The organism is Mucilaginibacter sp. A5337 (genome assembly GCF_059690695.1).
This window is the reverse complement of record NZ_JCAWEC010000002.1, coordinates 571950-591769: the sequence shown is the minus strand read 5'-3', so window position 1 is coordinate 591769 and position 19820 is coordinate 571950. Positions and strand designations below refer to the sequence as shown.

General features: G+C 41.5%; 17 protein-coding genes. 7 read left to right on the top strand and 10 right to left on the bottom strand.

Features of this window, described 5'->3' with window-relative positions; translation table 11 throughout:
- Window positions 1-95 precede the first annotated feature (95 nt).
- On the top strand, window positions 96-1124 hold the full coding sequence (locus AC59JO_RS07280; RefSeq protein WP_413668043.1) for a GntR family transcriptional regulator: 1029 nt from the start codon (window positions 96-98) through the stop codon (window positions 1122-1124).
- Between the two features lie 150 nt (window positions 1125-1274).
- On the opposite strand, the gene AC59JO_RS07275 is transcribed toward AC59JO_RS07280, so the two are convergent.
- The 4 genes from AC59JO_RS07275 to AC59JO_RS07260 all read right to left on the bottom strand — a co-directional run bounded on the left by AC59JO_RS07275 (window position 1275) and on the right by AC59JO_RS07260 (window position 6468).
- On the bottom strand, window positions 1275-2636 hold the full coding sequence (locus tag AC59JO_RS07275) for a 3-keto-disaccharide hydrolase (protein WP_413668042.1): 1362 nt from the start codon (window positions 2634-2636) through the stop codon (window positions 1275-1277).
- A gap of 199 nt (window positions 2637-2835) precedes the next feature.
- A complete protein-coding gene (locus tag AC59JO_RS07270) occupies window positions 2836-4167 on the bottom strand; it encodes a Gfo/Idh/MocA family protein (RefSeq protein WP_497304415.1) in 1332 nt (443 codons plus the stop codon).
- Window positions 4168-4452: 285 nt separating this feature from the next.
- Window positions 4453-5271 carry a peptidoglycan-binding domain-containing protein gene (locus AC59JO_RS07265; protein WP_413668040.1) on the bottom strand — a complete coding sequence of 273 codons (819 nt, stop codon included), beginning with the start codon at window positions 5269-5271 and terminating at the stop codon, window positions 4453-4455.
- A 165-nt stretch (window positions 5272-5436) separates the two neighbouring features.
- Complete coding sequence (locus AC59JO_RS07260) at window positions 5437-6468, bottom strand: aldo/keto reductase (protein WP_497304413.1); 1032 nt, start codon at window positions 6466-6468, stop codon at window positions 5437-5439.
- 149 nt (window positions 6469-6617) lie between these two features.
- Between AC59JO_RS07260 and AC59JO_RS07255 the strand changes: the two genes are divergently transcribed.
- The 4 genes from AC59JO_RS07255 to AC59JO_RS07240 all read left to right on the top strand — a co-directional run bounded on the left by AC59JO_RS07255 (window position 6618) and on the right by AC59JO_RS07240 (window position 9456).
- Window positions 6618-6845: a hypothetical protein gene (locus AC59JO_RS07255; protein WP_413668038.1), complete on the top strand. Its 228-nt coding sequence runs from the start codon at window positions 6618-6620 to the stop codon at window positions 6843-6845.
- Between the two features lie 98 nt (window positions 6846-6943).
- On the top strand, window positions 6944-7168 hold the full coding sequence (locus AC59JO_RS07250) for a CDGSH iron-sulfur domain-containing protein (RefSeq protein ID WP_110583172.1): 225 nt from the start codon (window positions 6944-6946) through the stop codon (window positions 7166-7168).
- Window positions 7169-7277: 109 nt separating this feature from the next.
- Complete coding sequence (locus AC59JO_RS07245; protein ID WP_413668037.1) at window positions 7278-8075, top strand: tRNA pseudouridine synthase A; 798 nt, start codon at window positions 7278-7280, stop codon at window positions 8073-8075.
- Window positions 8076-8157: 82 nt separating this feature from the next.
- Complete coding sequence (locus AC59JO_RS07240) at window positions 8158-9456, top strand: DEAD/DEAH box helicase (protein ID WP_497304409.1); 1299 nt, start codon at window positions 8158-8160, stop codon at window positions 9454-9456.
- 76 nt (window positions 9457-9532) lie between these two features.
- On the opposite strand, the gene AC59JO_RS07235 is transcribed toward AC59JO_RS07240, so the two are convergent.
- Window positions 9533-9745 (bottom strand): VF530 family protein, encoded by a 213-nt coding sequence (locus AC59JO_RS07235; protein ID WP_413668035.1) that lies wholly within the window; start codon window positions 9743-9745, stop codon window positions 9533-9535.
- 175 nt (window positions 9746-9920) lie between these two features.
- Between AC59JO_RS07235 and AC59JO_RS07230 the strand changes: the two genes are divergently transcribed.
- A complete protein-coding gene (locus AC59JO_RS07230) occupies window positions 9921-14216 on the top strand; it encodes a hybrid sensor histidine kinase/response regulator (RefSeq protein ID WP_497304407.1) in 4296 nt (1431 codons plus the stop codon).
- A gap of 3 nt (window positions 14217-14219) precedes the next feature.
- Here AC59JO_RS07230 and AC59JO_RS07225 read toward each other — a convergent pair whose 3' ends face one another.
- Window positions 14220-14762, bottom strand: coding sequence for a hypothetical protein (locus AC59JO_RS07225; RefSeq protein WP_413668033.1), 543 nt, complete (start codon window positions 14760-14762; stop codon window positions 14220-14222).
- Window positions 14763-15067: 305 nt separating this feature from the next.
- Between AC59JO_RS07225 and AC59JO_RS07220 the strand changes: the two genes are divergently transcribed.
- The gene (locus AC59JO_RS07220) at window positions 15068-16567 is read left to right on the top strand and encodes a malate:quinone oxidoreductase (RefSeq protein WP_413668032.1); all 1500 of its coding nucleotides are present in this window, start codon (window positions 15068-15070) and stop codon (window positions 16565-16567) included.
- Window positions 16568-16596: 29 nt separating this feature from the next.
- Here AC59JO_RS07220 and AC59JO_RS07215 read toward each other — a convergent pair whose 3' ends face one another.
- From AC59JO_RS07215 to AC59JO_RS07200, 4 genes are all read right to left on the bottom strand, one after another.
- Window positions 16597-17580 carry an energy transducer TonB gene (locus AC59JO_RS07215; protein WP_497304404.1) on the bottom strand — a complete coding sequence of 328 codons (984 nt, stop codon included), beginning with the start codon at window positions 17578-17580 and terminating at the stop codon, window positions 16597-16599.
- 91 nt (window positions 17581-17671) lie between these two features.
- Window positions 17672-18169, bottom strand: a complete 498-nt coding sequence (locus AC59JO_RS07210) for a DUF6265 family protein (RefSeq protein ID WP_497304402.1) — start codon at window positions 18167-18169, stop codon at window positions 17672-17674.
- Between the two features lie 34 nt (window positions 18170-18203).
- Entirely contained in the window at window positions 18204-18767 is a 564-nt protein-coding gene (locus AC59JO_RS07205) for a UbiX family flavin prenyltransferase (protein WP_413668029.1), read from the bottom strand.
- Window positions 18768-18940: 173 nt separating this feature from the next.
- The gene (locus tag AC59JO_RS07200) at window positions 18941-19819 is read right to left on the bottom strand and encodes a Ppx/GppA phosphatase family protein (RefSeq protein ID WP_413668028.1); all 879 of its coding nucleotides are present in this window, start codon (window positions 19817-19819) and stop codon (window positions 18941-18943) included.
- Window position 19820: the final 1 nt, after the last annotated feature.

The window sequence follows — 19820 nt, the reverse complement described above, 5'->3', positions numbered from 1 at the left end:
TCGTTGATTCTATATTGACCGGTAAAGCTCGACATAGCCATCTTTGTCTATCCTGTCGAGGGTAAAAATGCGCTTTCAAATATTACATTTGTGATGTGAAGAATTATTTAAAGATCTTATCGATAGACGAGTACTCCATTACGCCTAAATACCTGCAGCTATCTAATGCTATCATCGGGGCTATTGAAAGCGGGCAGATAGTAAAGGACGATATGCTCCCTTCTATCAATGACCTAAGCTACGCGCTGGATACTTCACGCAATACCATTGAACGTGTTTACAAGGAACTAAAAGAGAAAGGCATTGTAAGTTCGGTGCCAGGCAAAGGTTTTTTTATTTCAAATACCGATTTTCAGAAGCCGGTTAAGATCTTCTTGCTGTTCAATAAACTTAGTGCTCATAAAAAAATCATTTACGATGCCTTTGTAGCTACTATTGGCGAACAGGCTGCAATTGATTTTTATATCTACAATAATGATTTTTACTTTTTTAAAAAGATCATAACCGAAAGTATCCAGGCCGATTATGCAAAATACATTGTTATCCCCCATTTCATAGATAATGAAACCAAGGCGCATGAGATCATCAACACCATTCCTAAGGATAAACTGATTTTGTTGGATAATCTGGTTCCGGGTGTAAACGGCAAATTTGCAGCGATCTACGAAAACTTCGCTACTGATGTTTACGAAGCCCTTAAAAGCATGCTGGACAACCTGAGCAAATACCATACGCTCAAGCTAATCTTCCCCGGTAAAACCTATCACTCTAAGGAGATTATGAAGGGTTTCCTGAATTTTTGCAGGCAATACGCTTTTGAATACGGTATAGTTGAAACATTATCTACAGAAACTATCCAGAAAAATACCGTATATATTAGTCTTACAGAGGACGACCTGGTTGACCTCATTAAAAACATCATCGCCTCCGACTTAAAAGTAGCCAAAGATGTAGGTGTGATATCTTATAACGAAACAGCGCTTAAGGAGATCATTCTTGACGGTATTACCACCATATCAACCGATTTTAAACTCATGGGCAGCAAAGCAGCTGAGTTTGCTTTGAACAATTGCCATGAGCATTTTGCAGTGCCATTTACCGTGAGGTTGAGGAGTTCGTTGTAACCCCCTTAACCACCTAAAGGGGGGAACGATAGTTAGAGAGGTTGAAGCGTAACGAAGACTTACGAAGTTTCTGAAACTTCGTAAGTCTGGGTTCAATTCTTGCGTTTGTTAGCAATGAGCGCAAGATATATAGAAGAATAAAGAGCTCCCTTACTTCAATTCCCTAACCTTGATACTCCTGAAAAACACCTCATTCCCATGATCCTGCAATAACAAATGACCTTCGGCAGCTTCGCCAAAGTTTTTCCAGATCTTATACTTGCTTATGGCTACCAGGTCGCGGAAAGCTGTTGAACCGCGTTCATATTCCAATACTTTTACCCCATTCAGATAATGTTCAACATGATTGTTTGGATAAACCACCACGCGGCCAATATTCCATGCTCCTATCGGGTGAACAAAACGATCCTGTTTGTTGGCTTTTATCAGGTCGTATAATGAAGCTAAGGTGCGGTCACCGTCGCGGCCAAGTTTGGCATCTGGGTGCAGTTTATCATCAAGCACCTGGTACTCCAGACCAATAGCCGAACCCTTGGTAACCTCGGACAGGGTTACAAAATATTTAACACCACTATTAGCCCCCGGAGTAAGTTTAAATTCAAACGACAGGTCAAAAGCACTATAATTATCATTGGTTACAATATCGCCGCCGCCTGATTCTTCCTGCCCGGCAGATGGCAATACGTGCATGGTGCCATCAGCGTATTCCCAGCCTTTTTCAGGGAAACCTTTAAGGGTTGCACCGCGCCAGCCGGTATTGGTTTTACCATCGTATAAAAGTTTCCAGCCGTTTGCCTTTTCGGCAGCGGTTAAGCTGTTGGGTGTAAGATTAACTACATACACATCCTTTGGAAACGGGGTAGCCTTTAAGTTGGTGGTCTTCAGATTAATATTTTTGAAGTACACCTTTTTCCCTGCTTGTTTTTCTTCGCTTACAGCATGTACCTGCAAAGCTATAAAGCCTTTGCTATCAATAGTATCAACTACATCGCCGGCTGGCATTCCGTTTACCCAGGTTTTCATTTCGTTGCCGATGCATTCAATTTTGATGTGATTGTATTCGCCTACTTTAAAAGCATCTTTGGCTTTGGGATTGAGATCAAGCGGATAAAGCCAATCGCGCCGACCTTCGTCATAAATGCCACCAGTCCATTTGCGTGATGACGGGTCAATTTCAAACTGCCGGCCATAAACTTTGCCTTTGCCCTTATTACCTTCCGGGTCAAAATGGCTACGGGTTTGCACGCCCGAGTTACTTAGTTCACTTTCAATTTTAGCATCCAGTTCTAATATGAAATTGCCATATTCCTTTTCGGTAACTAAGAATGAATTACCTGAGTTAAGTACGGTGGTACCAACAATAGCTCCATCTTCTACTTTATAATCGGCATTGCCGGCAAGCCGTTTCCATCCTTTAAGGGTTTTACCATCAAATAATTTGGTTTGCGCGCTTACAGGGCTCAATGCCGTTGACGCCAAAAGCATAATTGCTGGGTAGATTATTTTTTTCATTGATTGATATTTTCTTGTTTGATTTTAAATAGATGTCATTGCGAGCGATAGCGCGGCAAGTTTAAACCGGCTGTCATGCTGAGGAACGAAGCATCTTCTTCACTCTGTATAGCGATTTTGCTTATCGAAGAAGATCCTTCGCTATCGCTCAGGATGACAAAAGGTTATCGCGGCCGTTTTTTAGTTAGCGATACTGGCATTATACCTTTACCTCCCAACCTTTCTCATACTCCCTGCTCCAAAGCTTTTGTGCTTCGGGATCTTTCAATATATGACCGTTGTTGGGATCGATGTGCAGCACCCGGTCAACGCGATATGAGATATTGCCTAATTGCGGCAACAGGGTTGATTTAAAACCAATCTCAATCGGGCAGTTCAGCTTATCCGTCCCCCGTATCGAATCGGCAAAGTTTTTCATATGGAAACCATCCAGTGCTTCGGTTGGGCTTACTTTATTGGTGCCATCTACTTTGGTATCATCTTTAATCTCTTTCACCAGTTTGTTATCGCCGTCATAAACGCGATAACTATTGCCACTGTCATAAAACAGCGTTCCTTTATCGCCATAAAACACCACTCCCCTGCTTAATTTTTCAATATCGAAGCCATTGCAACTGCGGCATTCCCATTCGGCCGCTGTGTTATTGGGGAAATTGTAAAGTATATTTTGCGTATCGGGTGTTTGCCAATCGTCATCAAAATGGAAGCGGCCACCTGTTGACACTACCTTATTTGGATAGTCGACGCCAAGCCCCCAGCGAATTACGTCAAGTTCGTGCGTGCCATTGTTCAAGGCCTCACCTGTGCCCCAGTTCCAAAACCAATGCCAATTATAGTGGATCAGGTTATCCTGGTAAGGCTTTCTTGGCGCTGGGCCCTGCCATAAATCGTAATTTAAATTAGCAGGTACCGGTACCTGTTTGCCTTTGCCAATGCTTGCCCGATGATTGGTATACCAGCCCTTCGCATAATAAGTACGGCCGATTACACCGTCATGCAGTTCTTTTACCATGGCCTGCACGTTAGAAAACGAACGGCGCTGGCTCCCCATTTGCACTAGTCGTTTATATTTATTTGCAGCTTCAACAGCCATCTCCCCTTCATGCGGATTATGGCTGCATGGTTTTTCAACATAAACATGTTTACCGGCCTGGCAAGCCATGATAGTTGCCGGCGCGTGCCAATGATCGGGCGGCGCAACTACTACAGCATCAATATCCTTTATCTCCAGCATTTTGCGGATATCTGTTAAACCCTGCGGCTTTTTCCCCGTTTGTTTGTAGATCGCATCAATCGTTTTAGCAACCACATTCGAATCAACATCGCAGATATACCCGATCTCAACATTGGGCAATTTAGCAAAGCTTTGAGCGAGATACAGCCCACGGCTGTTGGTGCCCATCATGCCTAATACAACTTTTTCATTGGGCGATCCTTTAAAAAATCCGGCAGCTTTTGACAGTTGAGGTGCAAGTAAAAAACTTGTACCCGCTACAGCGGTTGATTGAATAAACTTTCGACGGTTAATCATTTTTCAAAACAGGTTAATTGGATTTATAAGCATGCCCCGGCGGGCAGCCCCGCAAATTAGCTAAGTTTTGTAAAGGACTAAAACCATCCGTTGTTTTTTTTATGAAGCAATTGTAATTTAACTGTTACTTAATTGAGCTGAAAGCCGAAGGCTTAAAGCAAAAAGCTGCTGTTCATATTATTTGCTGCTCAATTAGCTTTAAGCTTTCCGCCTTTTGCTTTTAGCTTATAAAAACAGAAAGCCCCTAAACGGGGCTCAAGGGGGTATTAATTGCAGGGAAAGCTATTATACAAGTGGTTGTATTGAAAACACATCCAGCTTTGAAGTTTGAAAATTACGGACACGCTTGTATACACCGTTTCCGTTGCTGCTGCCATCGGTATTGGTATTTCCTTCAATAGTATCAAATAAATCGCCGTGCACACCGGTGATAAGCCCGGTATGAAACCAATCGTTAGGTGTTTTTTGAACAAGGAAAATATCACCAGGCTTAACTACCGAAGGATTAGCCCTTACTGTTGCCACGCGGCTCAGCAAACCCTTACTGATGCCGGTTGTGCCCACGGTATCGCAGCTATAGGTGAGCGGCATCAACGTGCGGAAATCTTTTCCTAATTGGGTTGCAGCCTGATCAATGATAGTTTGTACAAAGCCCATGCACCAAAACCAGGGTGTTCCTTCATTATTATCCATGTAAGCCCTCACCCACGGCCCACTATTACTTTGGCCTTTAATAACAAGTTCAAAAGGCGCATTGCTTAAATGCTGCATTGCTGTATTTACAATCAACTCCCTAAGGCCGGTACCGGCAACAGGACTCTTGAATGCATTTACCATAGGTTGGGTTAAAGCTGAAAAAACACTGCTGTCAACAATACCTGTTTGTGGGAGACCTTTTGCCTTCTGAAAATTTTTAACCGCCGTTTCGGTACCCGGGCCAAAACTGCCATCAATACCTGTAGCCGTACCTGCCGAAGGATTAGTAACCGCATACAGGTTAAGCCAGCTTTGAATTTTAGATACTTCTTTTTGATTATTTGAAGCGCTGCCTTTTTGCTGGGTAGCCGATATAACTATCTCCTTGAGGTACTGTTTTTTGATCATAAAGCAGGGGTTTAAATAGTGATAAGGTTTAGATATCGTAATGGCGGATATCTCATTACCTTTAAAACAAAACTAAAGGAATCGCCATAACAATAACAGCGTGCTGTTACGGTATTTAACAATAAAGCTTACGTAGTTTTACGTAAGCTTTATTGTTAAATGCATTTAATACTGTATTGGCAGCGGTACCAGTTTTAAGTTTTGGCGCTGGTGCCAGTATGGGTATATTGGATCTACTTCACTGGCGACATCCAGTTTTTTAACCTGGTCGATGGTTAAATTCCAACCAATGGCACCAAGGTTTTGCCTAAGCTGCTCCTCATTGCGTGCACCAATCACCAGGTTGGCAACGGTAGGCCTTTGCAGTAACCAGTTCAGTGCCACCTGTGCAACTGATTTCCCTGTTTCTTCGGCAACCTCATCAAGTGCATCAATAATGTTGTATAAATGATCAAAATTTGTGGCCGGGCCATGTGCGCCACCCTGTACTGTTCTTGAACTTTCGGGGATTGGTTGTCCTCTCCTAAACTTGCCGCTTAGCTGACCCGATGATAGCGGGCTCCAAACAATGGTGCTTACTTTCTGATCGATCCCTAAAGGCATCAGTTCCCATTCAAACTCGCGGTTAAGCAGCGAATAATATGCCTGATGGGCCACATAACGGCTCCATCCATATCTTTCAGATACAGACAGTGATTTCATTAAATGCCAGCCCGAAAAGTTGGAGCAGGCTATGTAACGTACTTTACCACTGGTTACTAGGTCATCAAGCGCCCTTAATGTTTCTTCAACCGGGGTGTTGGCATCAAAGCCGTGCATATGATAGATGTCAATCCTGTCGGTATTTAAACGGCGCAGGCTATCTTCGGCAGATTTAATCAAATGATATCGCGATGAACCGAAGTCGTTAGCTCCTTTTCCCATGGTAAAAGTGGCTTTGGTTGAGATCAGCACCTCATTACGAATACCTTCCAGGGCCTTGCCCAATATTTCTTCAGAAATACCCTGCGAATAAACGTTTGCTGTATCAAATAAGTTAACACCGGCATCAAGGCAAATATTAACCAGCTTCCTGGCCTCGTCAACCTGGGTATTTCCCCATGCTTTAAAAAATTCGTTACCACCGCCAAATGTGGCAGTACCAAAGCTTAATACGGGCACCCGTAATCCCGATGCGCCTAATTGTCTGTATTCCATAGTTTAATGTTTTTGTGATGTAAAAGACCGCGGCCTCTATCACAAATTTAGGCGGAATGGATTGCCGGGGGGATTTTTACACATCATAAGTTTGTCATTTATGGCTGACGTTTCATCGTACACACATAAACAAATATTAGTTTTGGGTAATGATTGCAGACCCGTTAAGCGTTTCCATTTTTGAAATGAGGCTGGAAGAAATCCATCGCCGCGACCCTATGCTGAGGTATGAGATCAGTATCCGTGATTTTATTGCCTTATTTCCGCTTAAAATAAAAAATGGCAAACCGGTAAAACCCGAACAGCCATCTTCATTTGCGCTTGACAGGGGTGTTTTTTTGCAGGTATTGGTTGCGTTCAACCAATCCTTTAATTGAATTACCTTCCCTGTTTTATCCAATCAGGAACACTTCTAAATAACAAATAAACCCTTTTGGGCCGATGCCATATTTTAACTTTGCGCAAAATTTAAAACATGGAAAAAACTAAACTTACCATTAATAATAACGGTTCGGTTAAAATAGAAGGCGATTTTGAAATTGTAGATATGCAAGGCAATGCTTATGGCTTACAGGGCCGTACGGTGCTTTCAATTTGCCGTTGTGGTTTATCAGCAAATAAGCCATTCTGCGATGGGTCGCACAAAGGCCATTTTGAGCACAATGCTATCGCATTTGATCTGCCACCTAAAAAAGTATAAACAATTGTTTTGTATAGATAAAGCCCGGTGTTTAATTACATTGGGCTTTTGTTTTATGCAGTGTTCTTAAAATAATCTGCATTTTTGAAAACTATACTTATAAATAATAATGCGTTACTTTTTTCATATAGGTTATCACGGCGCCAGGTATTCGGGCTGGCAAAAACTTTCTAAAGCTATTACTGTACAGGAGGTAATTGAAACAGCCCTGGAAAAAATTCTGAAACACCCGGTTGCCATTAACGGCTGTGGCCGTACTGATGCAAAAGTACACGCAAGTCAGTATTTTTTTCATGCCGATATTAATGATAATTTAGACTTTGACCTTTTGTTTCGCCTAAATAAGCTGCTTCCGGATGATATTGCCATATTTGATATTATCCCGATGCAGGGCGATCCACATGCCCGCTTTGATGGTGTGATCCGATCATATGATTATTTCATCCATAATTATAAAGACCCTTTCCTGGGCCGTTTCAGCTCGCTTTATCCTGATCAGGACCTTGATTTGGATGCCATGAAAAAGGCTGTTTCAATTCTGCCTGATTATACAGATTTCCGCGCCTTGTGTAAAACACCCGATAAAATAGAGCATACTATCTGTCACGTAAAATCTGCCGGCCTTTATATCGATGGGAACGGTAGTAAACTGAGGTTTAACATTACCGCCAACCGTTTTTTGTATAAGATGATCAGGATTACTGTGGGGCGGTTGCTTGAAATTGGTCAGGGAAAGATAAGCACAGATGAATTTGAGTTTTATATTGCCAACAAACAAACGCCCAAAATCATTATCCCGGCGCATCCGCAGGGTTTATACCTTTCAAAAGTTACTTACCGTTACCTCGATCTTGAACCGAGGTCGGCATTTTCATTGCTCAACAGTACCGACTGGTACCCTATATAACGCTTATCTGTTGATTTATAAAAATATGACGCGTTAATTTGGTACTTTTGCACCCTCATTTTAAATTTTAATTGATATCCTGATGGCGTGGTCTGATAAATTGAAGCTTAACAAGCAATTATTGCGTTCGGTAAACGAAGCCGGTTTTGCAAATCCTAAAGAGCTCCAGCTTAAAACCATCAACCGTATTATTGGCGGGCAGGATATCATTGCTATTGGCCCGGAGGGCAGCGGCAAAACCACCACTTATGTATTGGGTGTTTTAAACCGCTTTAACTACGCCCCGGAAGGTGTTCCGCGCGTGTTGATCCTCGTACCCGAAAAAGAAAATGTATTTGCTGTTATAGAACAGTTTGACAGGCTCAACAAAAATAAATCTATCCGCATAGTTGGTTTATACGTTACCCCTGGCTTTGAAAGCCAGATGGATGACCTTGCCGATGGCGCCGATATTGTTGTAGCCACTCCCGACAGGGCAAGGGCTATCTATCTTAAATTAGCCTTAAATTTAAATAAGGTTGATTTGCTGGTGGTTGATGATGCCGACCGGATAATTAAAAAAGGCTTACAGTTGCCGGTTGTTGAGTTGGCCAACAGCATTGACAAAGCCCAGCACCTGGTATTTACGGAGGTAATGCATGCTAAGCTTGAGAAAATGATTGATCCGTTCATGAGGCAACCGGCTATAATTGAGGTTGATGAATTGAGCGATACGGCTATTGAAACCTACGAGCAGTTGCTATATAACGTGCCTAACTTTGGCACCAAGCTAAACTTGCTTAATTTTTTCATGTACGATGAAGAGCTGTTCACCAAAACAGTTGTGTTTGTAAACAGTCAAACTACCGCCGAAAAACTTTTCCAAAGCCTCAAAAGCCGTTTGCGTACCGGAGTCGCTTACCTAAATCCAAAGTTTTTTGATACAAAAGGTTTTAAAGATATTGACGCTTTTAAAGCTGAAGCCGGCGCAAGGATCCTGATCGTAATCAACGAAAACGAGGAAGAACTTGACCTGGGCGGTATCCCCTTCATTATTCATTTTGATTTACCTGCCGATAATAACCTGTTTATTAGCCGTGTTGCAAACCATACCCAGGATACTAAGGAAGAAACACTGGCCATGACCTTTGCCACTGATATTGAATTGAGCCAGGTAAAAAAGATTGAACAGATGATCGGCAGCAAGATCCCTGTAGCCGATTTACCGGATGATTTGGTGATTGTAACCGAGTCAAAACCTAAAAAAGCCGATGCTAAAGAAGATGTTAAACCGGCGGGTGTTGGCGAAGCTTTTCACGAAAAGAAAGCATCAAATGCTAAAACTTATAATTTAAGTGCCAGTACCAAGGCCAAAATGAATAAGAAGAAAAAGCACGGGTAAAAAATCCGTTATATCCAGACTTACGAAGTTTTAAAAACTTCGTAAGTCTCTATCACAATGACATATGTGGAAAGTATCACACTATCTCCAAATACAACTCTTCTACCTTTTTCCTTGCCCAATCTGTTTTCCTCAAAAATTTAAGGCTTGATTTTATACTCGGATTATCATTAAAACAATTTATCCGGATCCGTGTGCCTAACTCTTTCCAACCAAAATGGGCTACCAGTTCGTTAAGTATCATCTCAAGGGTTTTACCATGTAAGGGATTGTTGGGCTGTTGCTGCATAGCGCAAAAGTAAATGTTTGTTTCGTTAAAATAATATAACCAAATCTGTTGCCATCTCGTTTAAATACTAAAATGATATTAACTGCTATTTAATAAATGTTTAAAATTATTAAATTTAGTGCAGCTAATAGGCTTGTTTAAAACCGCTTTCTTCAATTTGCCCAAATTTATTTTAATGAATAGCTATAAGTGTTACCTTGTTTTATTATTGCAAGCTATTTCGTTATGCGCATACTCACAAAACCATCCTATTCATTTTCAGCACATTGGTAGTCGTGAAGGACTTTCCGAATTAAATACAAACTGCATCATGCAGGATAGCCGGGGTTTCATATGGGTAGGTACCCGCGATGGCCTTAACCGTTATGACGGCTACAAATTCAAAATTTTTAAAAATATTGTCGGCGATAATAATAGCATCAGTAATAGCTTTGTTCAGGATATAGTTGAGGATCATAATGGTAACCTTTGGATCTCGACCAGCGGCGGCGGGTTAAATATGTACGACCGTAAATTCGATCGTTTTATCCATTATCGCCATAATCCCGGTAATATTAATTCATTAGCAAGTGATATTTTGGTTAAGATAGCGCTCGATAAAAGCGGCAACCTGTGGATCGCAAATCAAAAAGAAGGTCTTGACCAGTTTAATATAACCCAGAAAAAATTCACACATTACCGGTACAATGCTGCCGATACAGGCAGTTTAAGCGATAATAATGTCCGCAATGTTTATGTAGACAGCCAAAATAAATTATGGGTGGGTACAACCTATGGGGGCTTAAACCTTTACAATCAGCAAAGCCATAATTTCACCCGTTTTGCACATGACGGAAACAAATCATCTTCTCTTTCGGCAAATAAGATCAATGCTATTTTAGAAGATAGCAGCCACCGCTTATGGGTGGGTGTAAGCGACGGCGGGCTTAACCTGTTTGATCCGGCAACCAAAACCTTTACTCACTACAAAAACGATCCCCGCAACAAAAACTCCCTTTCTTATAATAGCGTACAGTGCCTTGCCGAAGACAGCAACCACGACTTATGGATAGGTACCGAAAATGGCGGACTGAATATTTTCAACTACGCCCAGAATAAATTTAGTAACCATCAGGAAGATGATGTAGATAACAGCAGTATCGCCAATAATTCGGTTGATGTGATGCTGAAAGACAAAAGCGGAAACATGTGGATAGGTGCATTTGCCTCGGGACTTAATTTTTATAAAAAAACAAGCGAAAATTTCACTCATTACCAGCATGGCGCGCAAACCGGCAGCTTATCCAACAACTTTGTACTAAGTGTGTACGAAGATAAAAAGAACAACATCTGGATTGGCACAGATGGTGGCGGCCTTAACCTTTTTGACCCTGAAAAAGGCGAGTTCAAAGCTTATAAAACCAACAATAGCAATATCTGCGGCAATTATGTTTTGACTATTCAGGAGGATGCTAAAAACAATTTGTGGATAGGCACCTGGGGCGATGGGGTAAGCATGATGAACCCGCAAACCCGCAGTTTCAGGTCATTTAAGCATAATGCCAATGACAGCACCAGCATTAGCGGCAATAATATTTATGCCATAGCCAAAACGCTCGACGGGAAACTGTGGTTTGGCACCCTCGGAACAGGGCTTGATCTGTTTGACCCTAAAACCAACAAATTTATTCATTACCGTCATGATGCCAACAACCCCAAAAGTATCAGCAGCGATAATATTAACTCGTTACTTGGCGATTCAAAAGGGAACCTGTGGATAGGCACCAATGATGGTGGCGTTAATTTATATGATGCGGCGACGAATTCATTTAAACCGGTACAATACGAAAAACTGAACAGCGCACTTGGCAACAACACTGCGCTTGACCTTTTTGAAGATCATCTGGGTAATATCTGGATCTGTACTTATGGTGGTATCTATCGTTTAAATCCGGTTACAGGTAAAGTTGCAAATTTCAAAGTAAAGGATGGCCTGCCCAATAATTATACTTATGCTGTTGAAGAAGACAGCAGAGGTAATTTATGGATAAGTACTAATAAAGGTCTTTCGAGATACAATCCTAAAACCAATAAATTCAGAAATTTTACTATTGAAGATGGCCTGCAGGCCGAAGAGTTTAAACCTCACTCGGCAGTAAAAAGCCATGATGGGGTCATGTACTTTGGTGGTGTTAACGGATTTAACATGTTCAACCCAGAAAGCATCAGGAATAACATATATGACCCGCCGTTGATACTCACCGATTTTCAGATCTATAACAAGTCTATCCGCGTAGCTCAAAACAGTGATGATTCCTCGCCATTGAAGGAAGACATTGCAGAAACAAAGTCTATTACCTTAACACACGACCAATCAGTTATATCATTTGAATATGTGTCGATGGATTATGCCTTAAGTAATAAGGAATCGTACGCTTATCAATTGGAAGGCTTTGATAAAAGCTGGAACTACGTTGGCAATAAAAATACAGCAACTTACACCAATTTACCCGCCGGTAATTATGTTTTCAGGGTAAAAAGCCGCAGCACCGACGGAAAATGGTCTGTAAGGCAAGTAAGTTTAAATGTTACCGTACTCCCCCCTTTCTGGCTCACCTGGTGGTTTATCAGTTTACTTGTTTTGTTTGTTGCGGTAATTATTTATACATGGCACCGACTTAGGATAAATGCCATCGTACAACAAAAGAACCTGCTTGAAGAACAGGTTACCGAACGCACTGCCGAAGTTATGCAGCAATCGGAAGAATTGAAGGCCCAGTCCGAAAATTTACAGACTTTGAATATCGAGCTCCAAAATCAGTCGGAAGAGTTACAGGCCCTAAATGAAGAGTTGCAGGCGCAATCAGAAGAATTGCAACTACAAAAAGAACAGGAACGTGAAGCGCGGGAAGAAGCCGATAAAGCCAACCAGGCCAAAAGCATATTTTTAGCTACGATGAGCCATGAAATCAGGACACCGATGAATGGAGTTATCGGCATGGCCTCCTTATTAGGCGAAACCGAACTGAATGCAGAGCAACGTGATTATACCGATACCATTATATCTTGTGGCGACAGTTTGGTAAATGTGATCAACGATATTCTTGATTTCTCCAAGATAGAATCAGGAAAAATGGAAATGGAGCAGGAAGATTTTGACCTGCGCCAGTGTATTGAAGAGGTAATGGATATCTTTTCGCAAAATGCAGCCAAGCGTGAGCTGGAACTCGTTTACCAGATCGATCCGGCTCTGCCTCATCAGGTTATTGGCGATAGTTTAAGGCTAAAACAGGTGCTTACCAATTTAACAGGAAACGCGTTGAAGTTTACCGAGCGAGGCGAGGTGTTTATCAAAGTGTTTTTGTCAAAGAAAATTAATGATAAAGAAATTGAGATAGGCTTTAGTGTTATGGATACCGGTATAGGTATCCCGGAAGATAAGCTAACAACTTTATTTAACGCCTTCTCGCAGGTTGATTCATCAACCACGCGCAAATATGGCGGCACCGGCTTAGGGCTTGTCATCAGTGAACGCCTGGTAAAATTGATGGGCGGCGAAATATGGGCCGAAAGTGTTTTTGGTGAGGGTTCTGTATTTGTATTTACCATAAAAACCGCCATCAGCAGCAAACAATCCAAGCAAGTACCTATTGTTTTTAATGCGGAAGAGCTTGAAGGCAAAAAGGTGCTTATTATTGATGATAATAAAACCAACCGCTTTATACTGCAAACACAGCTTGAACAATGGGGAATTCAAACCGTAGCTGCAGCTTCGGGTAAACAGGCGCTTGATGTACTTGCCGCTAATAATGGTTTTAACCTGGTTATAACTGATATGGAAATGCCCGAAATGGATGGTGTTGGATTAGCGCGGGAGATCAAAAATAACTATAAAGGCCTTCCGGTAATTATGCTTAGCTCTATTGGCGATGGTTCAAAGAAAAAATACCCGGGCTTATTTTCGGCCATTTTAACCAAACCGGTAAAACAATCGCAATTGGGTAAAAGCCTGCAGGCCGAGTTCGAGGGTAAAATGCAACCACCAGCACCCGAAATAAGGCCGGATAAGCTGCTCGATGTGAATTTTGCAAAGGAACATCCCCTTAATATACTCGTGGCCGAGGATAATACCGTTAACCAAAAACTTATTAGCCGCATGCTGGAAAAGCTGGGTTATGAATTTGACATGGCCCATAACGGGTACGAGACCCTCGATAAATTAAAAGCCAATCCAAAATTTGACGTGATTTTCATGGATGTGCAGATGCCAGAGATGGATGGTTTTGAGGCAACCCGCCATATTCGTCAATATGCCTTTAAGCAACCTTTTATTATTGCAATGACAGCGAATGCAGGCCCCGATGACCGGGACATGTGTATAAGCGAGGGTATGGACGACTATATAGCCAAACCCATGAAAACCGAAGCGCTGATCAATGTTTTAAAAGGTGCTTATAAAATGACGAAAAACGTAAAGGGCAAGTATGTTTAGTCATTATCGTGAGGCCACGCCCCAATAGCAACTATTCCGGATTTTTTTCAGAATAGCCGGCGTGATGCTTGAGACCTCATTTTTATATTTACTTTGATTATCAAGCAGGTACATGGTACCACTTGTGTTATTATAGATATATGAGCATAAACGGGTGTCCTCACCATCTTCCTCTTTCTTTACATCAACCCGTAAACCATTGGTTTTGTTGCTTGTATCGGGTCTTAATGCCGGCGCCGATGCTTTTACCCAGTTAATTGTAAAATTTATACTTTGCGGCGAAATGCCGTTTGTGTTTTCTTTATAGCTTTTGCTATCCTGTATAACGGCCAGCAAACATTTTACACACGGGTCGCTCACTGTTGCCTCTCCATATTTTTTACGCGGGTTGTTAATCACGCTATCTTTTTTTCCGGCCACTGTTACCGTTGTTTTCGAAATATCATTTGATACAGGTTTAGCTTTGGTTTGATTGCCGGATTGCTTACAGGCCGATATTGTCATCGCCAAAACACAAAAATAAATACAGGGTTTAAACAGATTCATGGTTTATAAATTAGCACTTTATTTATATACATCATTTTAACTGTTTTGTGTTAATGTGTTTTGGATATACCAAATGCAGTATTAATCTATAAATTAAGTTTAAACAATTTAAACATAGATTTTATTGCATTTATTGGATAAGTAATGGACAGTTTTTCTATAAAAATTTCTTAAAATTGCCTGATTTATTTTGACCCGGTCGGGTTGACTGCCGGCAGGACTTAAACCATCATAACAATTTTTCAAAAACGAGGTTTACCTTGGTATAAATAACACTGCAAACTAATGCAGGATATCATAATAAAATGACTAATAGCGGTACAGGTTCAAATTTAACGGTTGATGTGGTTTTAATTGGCGCAGGTATTATGAGCGCCACCCTTGGTGTAATGCTTAAAGAGCTGCAGCCCGATTTGACGATTGAAATTTTTGAACGCCTGGACGTCATTGCAGCCGAAAGCTCGGCCCCAATGAACAACGCAGGTACCGGCCACTCGGCTTTTTGTGAGTTAAATTATACCCCGCAGCTTCCTGACGGCAGCATTGAAATAAAAAAAGCCATTAAAATTGCCGAACAATTTGAAATCAGCAAACAATTTTGGGCTTATCTTATTGATCAGGGCCTGATCAGTAACCCGCAAAGCTTTATCCGTAAAGTGCCGCATATGAGTTTTGTTTGGGGTGCCGAAAATGTTGACTACCTGAAAAAGCGCCAGCAAGCGCTTACCAAACATCACTTTTTTAAAGGGATGGAATATTCGGAGGATAAAGCTCAGATAAAACAATGGATCCCTTTGGTTATGGAAGGGCGTGATCCTAATGAAAAAGTATCCGCAACGTTTATGGATATTGGCACCGATGTGAATTTCGGCAGCCTCACCAGCGCGTTGATTGATGAGCTTAAACAAAAACAAAATGTAAATATTAGCCTTAACCATGATGTTAAGGACATTAAACGTAATGCCGACGGTACCTGGAAGGTTACGGTAAAAGATAAAACCACCGGAAATAAAAGGAAACTGAACGCCAAATTTATTTTTGTTGGCGCCGGCGGAGGTGCGTTGCCCTTGCTTCAAAAATCGGGCATCCCGGAAAGTAAAGGTTTTGGCGGCTTTCCGGTAAGCGGCCAGTGGCTGGTGTGTAACAACCCCGATGTGGTAAAACAACACGAAGCCAAGGTTTATGGAAAAGCATCGGTTGGTTCGCCGCCTATGTCGGTTCCTCACCTGGATACCCGTATGATTGATGGTAAGCGGGCTTTACTTTTTGGCCCCTATGCAGGTTTTTCAACCCGCTTCCTGAAAAGGGGTTCTCTGCTTGACCTTTTCGGCTCCATTAAACTAAACAATATACTTCCCCTCCTTGCTGTAGGGCGCGATAACTGGCCTTTAACCAAATATCTTATTTCGCAGGTATTGCAATCACCTGCCGACCGGCTTAACGCACTCAAGGACTATATGCCAACAGCCAAGGCCGAAGACTGGGATCTGGATATAGCTGGACAGCGCGTGCAGGTTATTAAAAAAGATCCGAAACACACTGGTGTGCTGGAGTTCGGAACCGAGGTAGTAACTTCTGCGGATGGCAGTATCTCGGCCTTGTTAGGTGCTTCACCAGGTGCGTCAACATCGGTACCTATCATGATCCAGCTTATTGAACGTTGCTTTAAAAACCAGGCTAAAACAGAAGCCTGGAAACAAAAATTTAAGCAAATGATCCCTTCGTATGGTGAGTCGCTGGCTAACAATGAGGCATTAAGCGATGAAATGAGGGCAAGGACGAGTAAAGCGCTGGGATTGGTGTAGTAGTTATTTGAATTAGGGAATATATTTCATTATTCCCTTGCTATTGAAAAACTAATTGGTACGGTGTGTATTACTTCAACGGTAATTCCGTAGCTTGTAGCAGGCTCCCAGGGCGGAGATAAACGGACTACACGCAGCGCTTCTTCAGCCAGCATCTCATTTCCTTGTACCGGGTGTATATCATTCAAAAAGCCTTTACGGTCAACCAAAAAAGTGATATACGCAATTCCCTGTATGTTTTTGTATAGTGCTTCACTTGGGTATCTTATGTTTTTTGCAAGATAGCTTCCCAATTTATTTAGCCCTCCTGCGAAGTCAGGGGCAGTATATTCTTTATTGAATAAGTATTTATTTCCACTTTTGGCATAACTTGTTCCCGCAATAACGCTCCCATTTTTATAAGTAGCATCATAGCTTAGAGTGTCATTTAAAGTTCCTTTCCATATACCGTCCTTCAGGCCTCCCTTTATTGGGCCGGAGCCAATCATATTTTTAAAGCCATCAGAATAAAGTACTAAGGTCCCGTTACCATCCTCTGCCAATACCCGCCCTGTTGAATCGCTACACTTATTTATTATTAAGGTGTCTTTTTTATAAACTCCAGACAAATAAAATTGGCCATTGGGGAAGTATTTGGTTATGTCACCTGAAAGGTGCCCCTTATCGTAATTGCTAATGCATTTTCTTTTGCCGTTAGGAAAGTATTCGATACAAGCGCCTTGTAACTGCGCTTCAACAAAACCATTATTTGAATAACCTTGAAGTTTTGGATTTCCATTTAAATAATAATCATTTACGGGAAAAGCAAGCTTATCAGTGCTGATGTCAGGGCTGCTTACCATCCGAATAAAGTCGGCACTATCTTTACTGTCGGTTATTCTTGCTGCCAAAGGCAGCCAGGGGGCGGCAACAAAATTCTTCATATAAGCTATCACTGTATCGCGCTGTGCACTTACATGTTCGGTACAAAAAACAAAAATTACTATGATTAATAAAGCAGTTACTTTACGCATGGTTCAGGTACAACTTGTATCAGCAAAACTGAGGGTAAGATAATAATGAAAATCTAATTTTCAGTGTGTTTTGATATAAAAACCAAGACAGTTATTTCTTTCGCGAATAGTTAAATACATCCTTTTTCAATTTGCCTTTTTTGTCTTTTTCGGCAAGAATCACATCCAGCTTATCGGGCGCAACCAATTGGTATGTGAGATGAACAGATTTATCTTTCAACTCAAAATCAGCTTTGTTCTTTTCGATGCCGACCAGGTAAAATAAAAGCGGTTTGTCTTTCTCTTCCCAGCCTATACTGCCGCGGTTGAAATGACGCATTTTAAAAACCGGCACCTGGTTTTGTTCTTCAATAACAACAAACTCATAAAATACCGCTCTACCATCTTTAACTACCCGAAAGCTGCTGATCATGCTATCGCCCATTGGCTCACTCCAGAATTCCTCCATATCGCCCCACTCCTGTTTTTGTGTCCAGGTGCCGGCCATAAAAGCCAGTTGGTTAACTTTTGCTTTGGTTACTTGCGCGAAACTATTGTGGCATAGTAATACGAAAACAGCAGTTGCAAGGAAAATGTATTTAAGGTTCATGATATGATTTAGTAATAATTCATCACCTAAAGAGCTACATCCCTTTCCACTCATAGCTCTCATTCTCCAACCCTATCAAATCAATCACGCGGTTTACTACTGTCATAGCCAGTTCTTCAATAGTTTGAGGCTTGCTGTAATAAGACGGTATTGCAGGGCAGATAATACCGCCGGCTTCGGTAACCGTAGACATGTTGCGGATATGGATCAGGTTGAGCGGGGTATCGCGGGCCACTAACACCAGCTTACGGCGTTCTTTAAGGACTACATCAGCGGCCCGGGTAATCAGATCATCTGAAATCCCTCCTGCTATCCTCCCAAGAGTCCCCATTGAGCATGGAACAATTACCATAGTATCAAATTTTGCCGAACCGGAGGCAAAAGGCGCCATGAAATCATTTTTAGCATAAAATTTAAAGGGAAACCGGGCGTAGTCCTCGTTATCGAGCTCAAATTTCCAAACGTCTTTGGCGTTGTCTGACATGACAACCCCTACTTCGGCAATCTGATCCTGTAACTGGTTTAGTTTTTTTAGCAGCAGACTGGCATATATAGAACCACTGGCACCCGTAATAGCAACAACTATCTTTTTCTTCATAATTACTCCTTCAACCACCCGAACACACAAAAAGTTAGGGGCACAAAAAAGGGTCGAATAACTTGTACCCGACCCTACATCTACCTATGAAAAACATGCCCTTGAGAGGGCACTACAAATGTAATAAGAGTTTTTAAATTATTAAACAATTTGTTAAAATAATTTTAACCTGTTTATTGCAAATTTTTCTCTATTAAAGTTTGAATAATACCATCAACCATACCTACCCTTGGCACATAGATATTTTTAATATTGGCGTTTTTCATTAAGGTAAGGTAAATTTCACATGCAGGGATAATAACATCGGCCCTGTCCTGATTAAGGCCAAGCACATTGATCCTGTCTTTTAATGAAAATGAGCTCAGGTAAGTATATAATGATCTCAACTTAGCAAAAGTTAGCGGCATATCTTCCTTTTCTTCGGACAGCCTAAAAAGCTTATTGATATTGCCTCCGGTGCCGATGCCTGATAATTGCTTAAAGTTACGCGTATTATCGCGCACAAAATCTTTCATTTCATTCCAGGTTTCTTCTGTATCCTGATTGTCCAGAATGCGGATGGTACCGATATTAAACGAGCGCGAAACAATCAGCTCTCCTGCAGAAAACAACGAAAGCTCTGTACTGCCGCCACCCACATCTATGTAAAGGTAGTTTTTGCTTCTATCAATATTTTGCTCGGCATGGCTGGCATAAATAATACTGGCTTCTTTCGATCCATGTACAATTTCAATATCAATATTCGCCTCTTCTTTAACCTGTTTAACAACATCTTCTCCGTTTTTGGCTTCGCGCATGGCCGATGTTGCACAGGCTAAATAATCGGTAACCTTGTATACGTCCATCAGGTTACGGAAAGCAACCATCGATTTAACCAGTTCCGTAGTTTTTTTCTCGGATATATGCTGCTGTATAAAAGCATCATCGCCCAAACGCAACGGAACACGGATCAGGGTATTTTTTTTAAATGACACCGATCCGGTGTTTTGAATTATGTCGGCAATTAAAAGCCTCACGGCGTTTGAACCTATATCAATAGCGGCGTATCTCAAT

What these genes read in the sequence shown, in the direction of transcription:
- AC59JO_RS07255 (WP_413668038.1), top strand. Translation starts at nt 6,618, where the DNA reads ATGATTGCAGACCCGTTAAGCGTTTCCATTTTTGAAATGAGGCTGGAA.
- AC59JO_RS07225 (WP_413668033.1), bottom strand. Translation starts at nt 14,762, where the DNA reads ATGAATCTGTTTAAACCCTGTATTTATTTTTGTGTTTTGGCGATGACA.
- AC59JO_RS07260 (WP_497304413.1), bottom strand. Translation starts at nt 6,468, where the DNA reads ATGGAATACAGACAATTAGGCGCATCGGGATTACGGGTGCCCGTATTA.
- AC59JO_RS07230 (WP_497304407.1), top strand. Translation starts at nt 9,921, where the DNA reads ATGAATAGCTATAAGTGTTACCTTGTTTTATTATTGCAAGCTATTTCG.
- AC59JO_RS07275 (WP_413668042.1), bottom strand. Translation starts at nt 2,636, where the DNA reads ATGAAAAAAATAATCTACCCAGCAATTATGCTTTTGGCGTCAACGGCA.
- AC59JO_RS07265 (WP_413668040.1), bottom strand. Translation starts at nt 5,271, where the DNA reads ATGATCAAAAAACAGTACCTCAAGGAGATAGTTATATCGGCTACCCAG.
- AC59JO_RS07215 (WP_497304404.1), bottom strand. Translation starts at nt 17,580, where the DNA reads ATGCGTAAAGTAACTGCTTTATTAATCATAGTAATTTTTGTTTTTTGT.
- AC59JO_RS07245 (WP_413668037.1), top strand. Translation starts at nt 7,278, where the DNA reads ATGCGTTACTTTTTTCATATAGGTTATCACGGCGCCAGGTATTCGGGC.
- AC59JO_RS07270 (WP_497304415.1), bottom strand. Translation starts at nt 4,167, where the DNA reads ATGATTAACCGTCGAAAGTTTATTCAATCAACCGCTGTAGCGGGTACA.
- AC59JO_RS07240 (WP_497304409.1), top strand. Translation starts at nt 8,158, where the DNA reads ATGGCGTGGTCTGATAAATTGAAGCTTAACAAGCAATTATTGCGTTCG.
- AC59JO_RS07220 (WP_413668032.1), top strand. Translation starts at nt 15,068, where the DNA reads ATGACTAATAGCGGTACAGGTTCAAATTTAACGGTTGATGTGGTTTTA.
- AC59JO_RS07250 (WP_110583172.1), top strand. Translation starts at nt 6,944, where the DNA reads ATGGAAAAAACTAAACTTACCATTAATAATAACGGTTCGGTTAAAATA.
- AC59JO_RS07235 (WP_413668035.1), bottom strand. Translation starts at nt 9,745, where the DNA reads ATGCAGCAACAGCCCAACAATCCCTTACATGGTAAAACCCTTGAGATG.
- AC59JO_RS07205 (WP_413668029.1), bottom strand. Translation starts at nt 18,767, where the DNA reads ATGAAGAAAAAGATAGTTGTTGCTATTACGGGTGCCAGTGGTTCTATA.
- AC59JO_RS07210 (WP_497304402.1), bottom strand. Translation starts at nt 18,169, where the DNA reads ATGAACCTTAAATACATTTTCCTTGCAACTGCTGTTTTCGTATTACTA.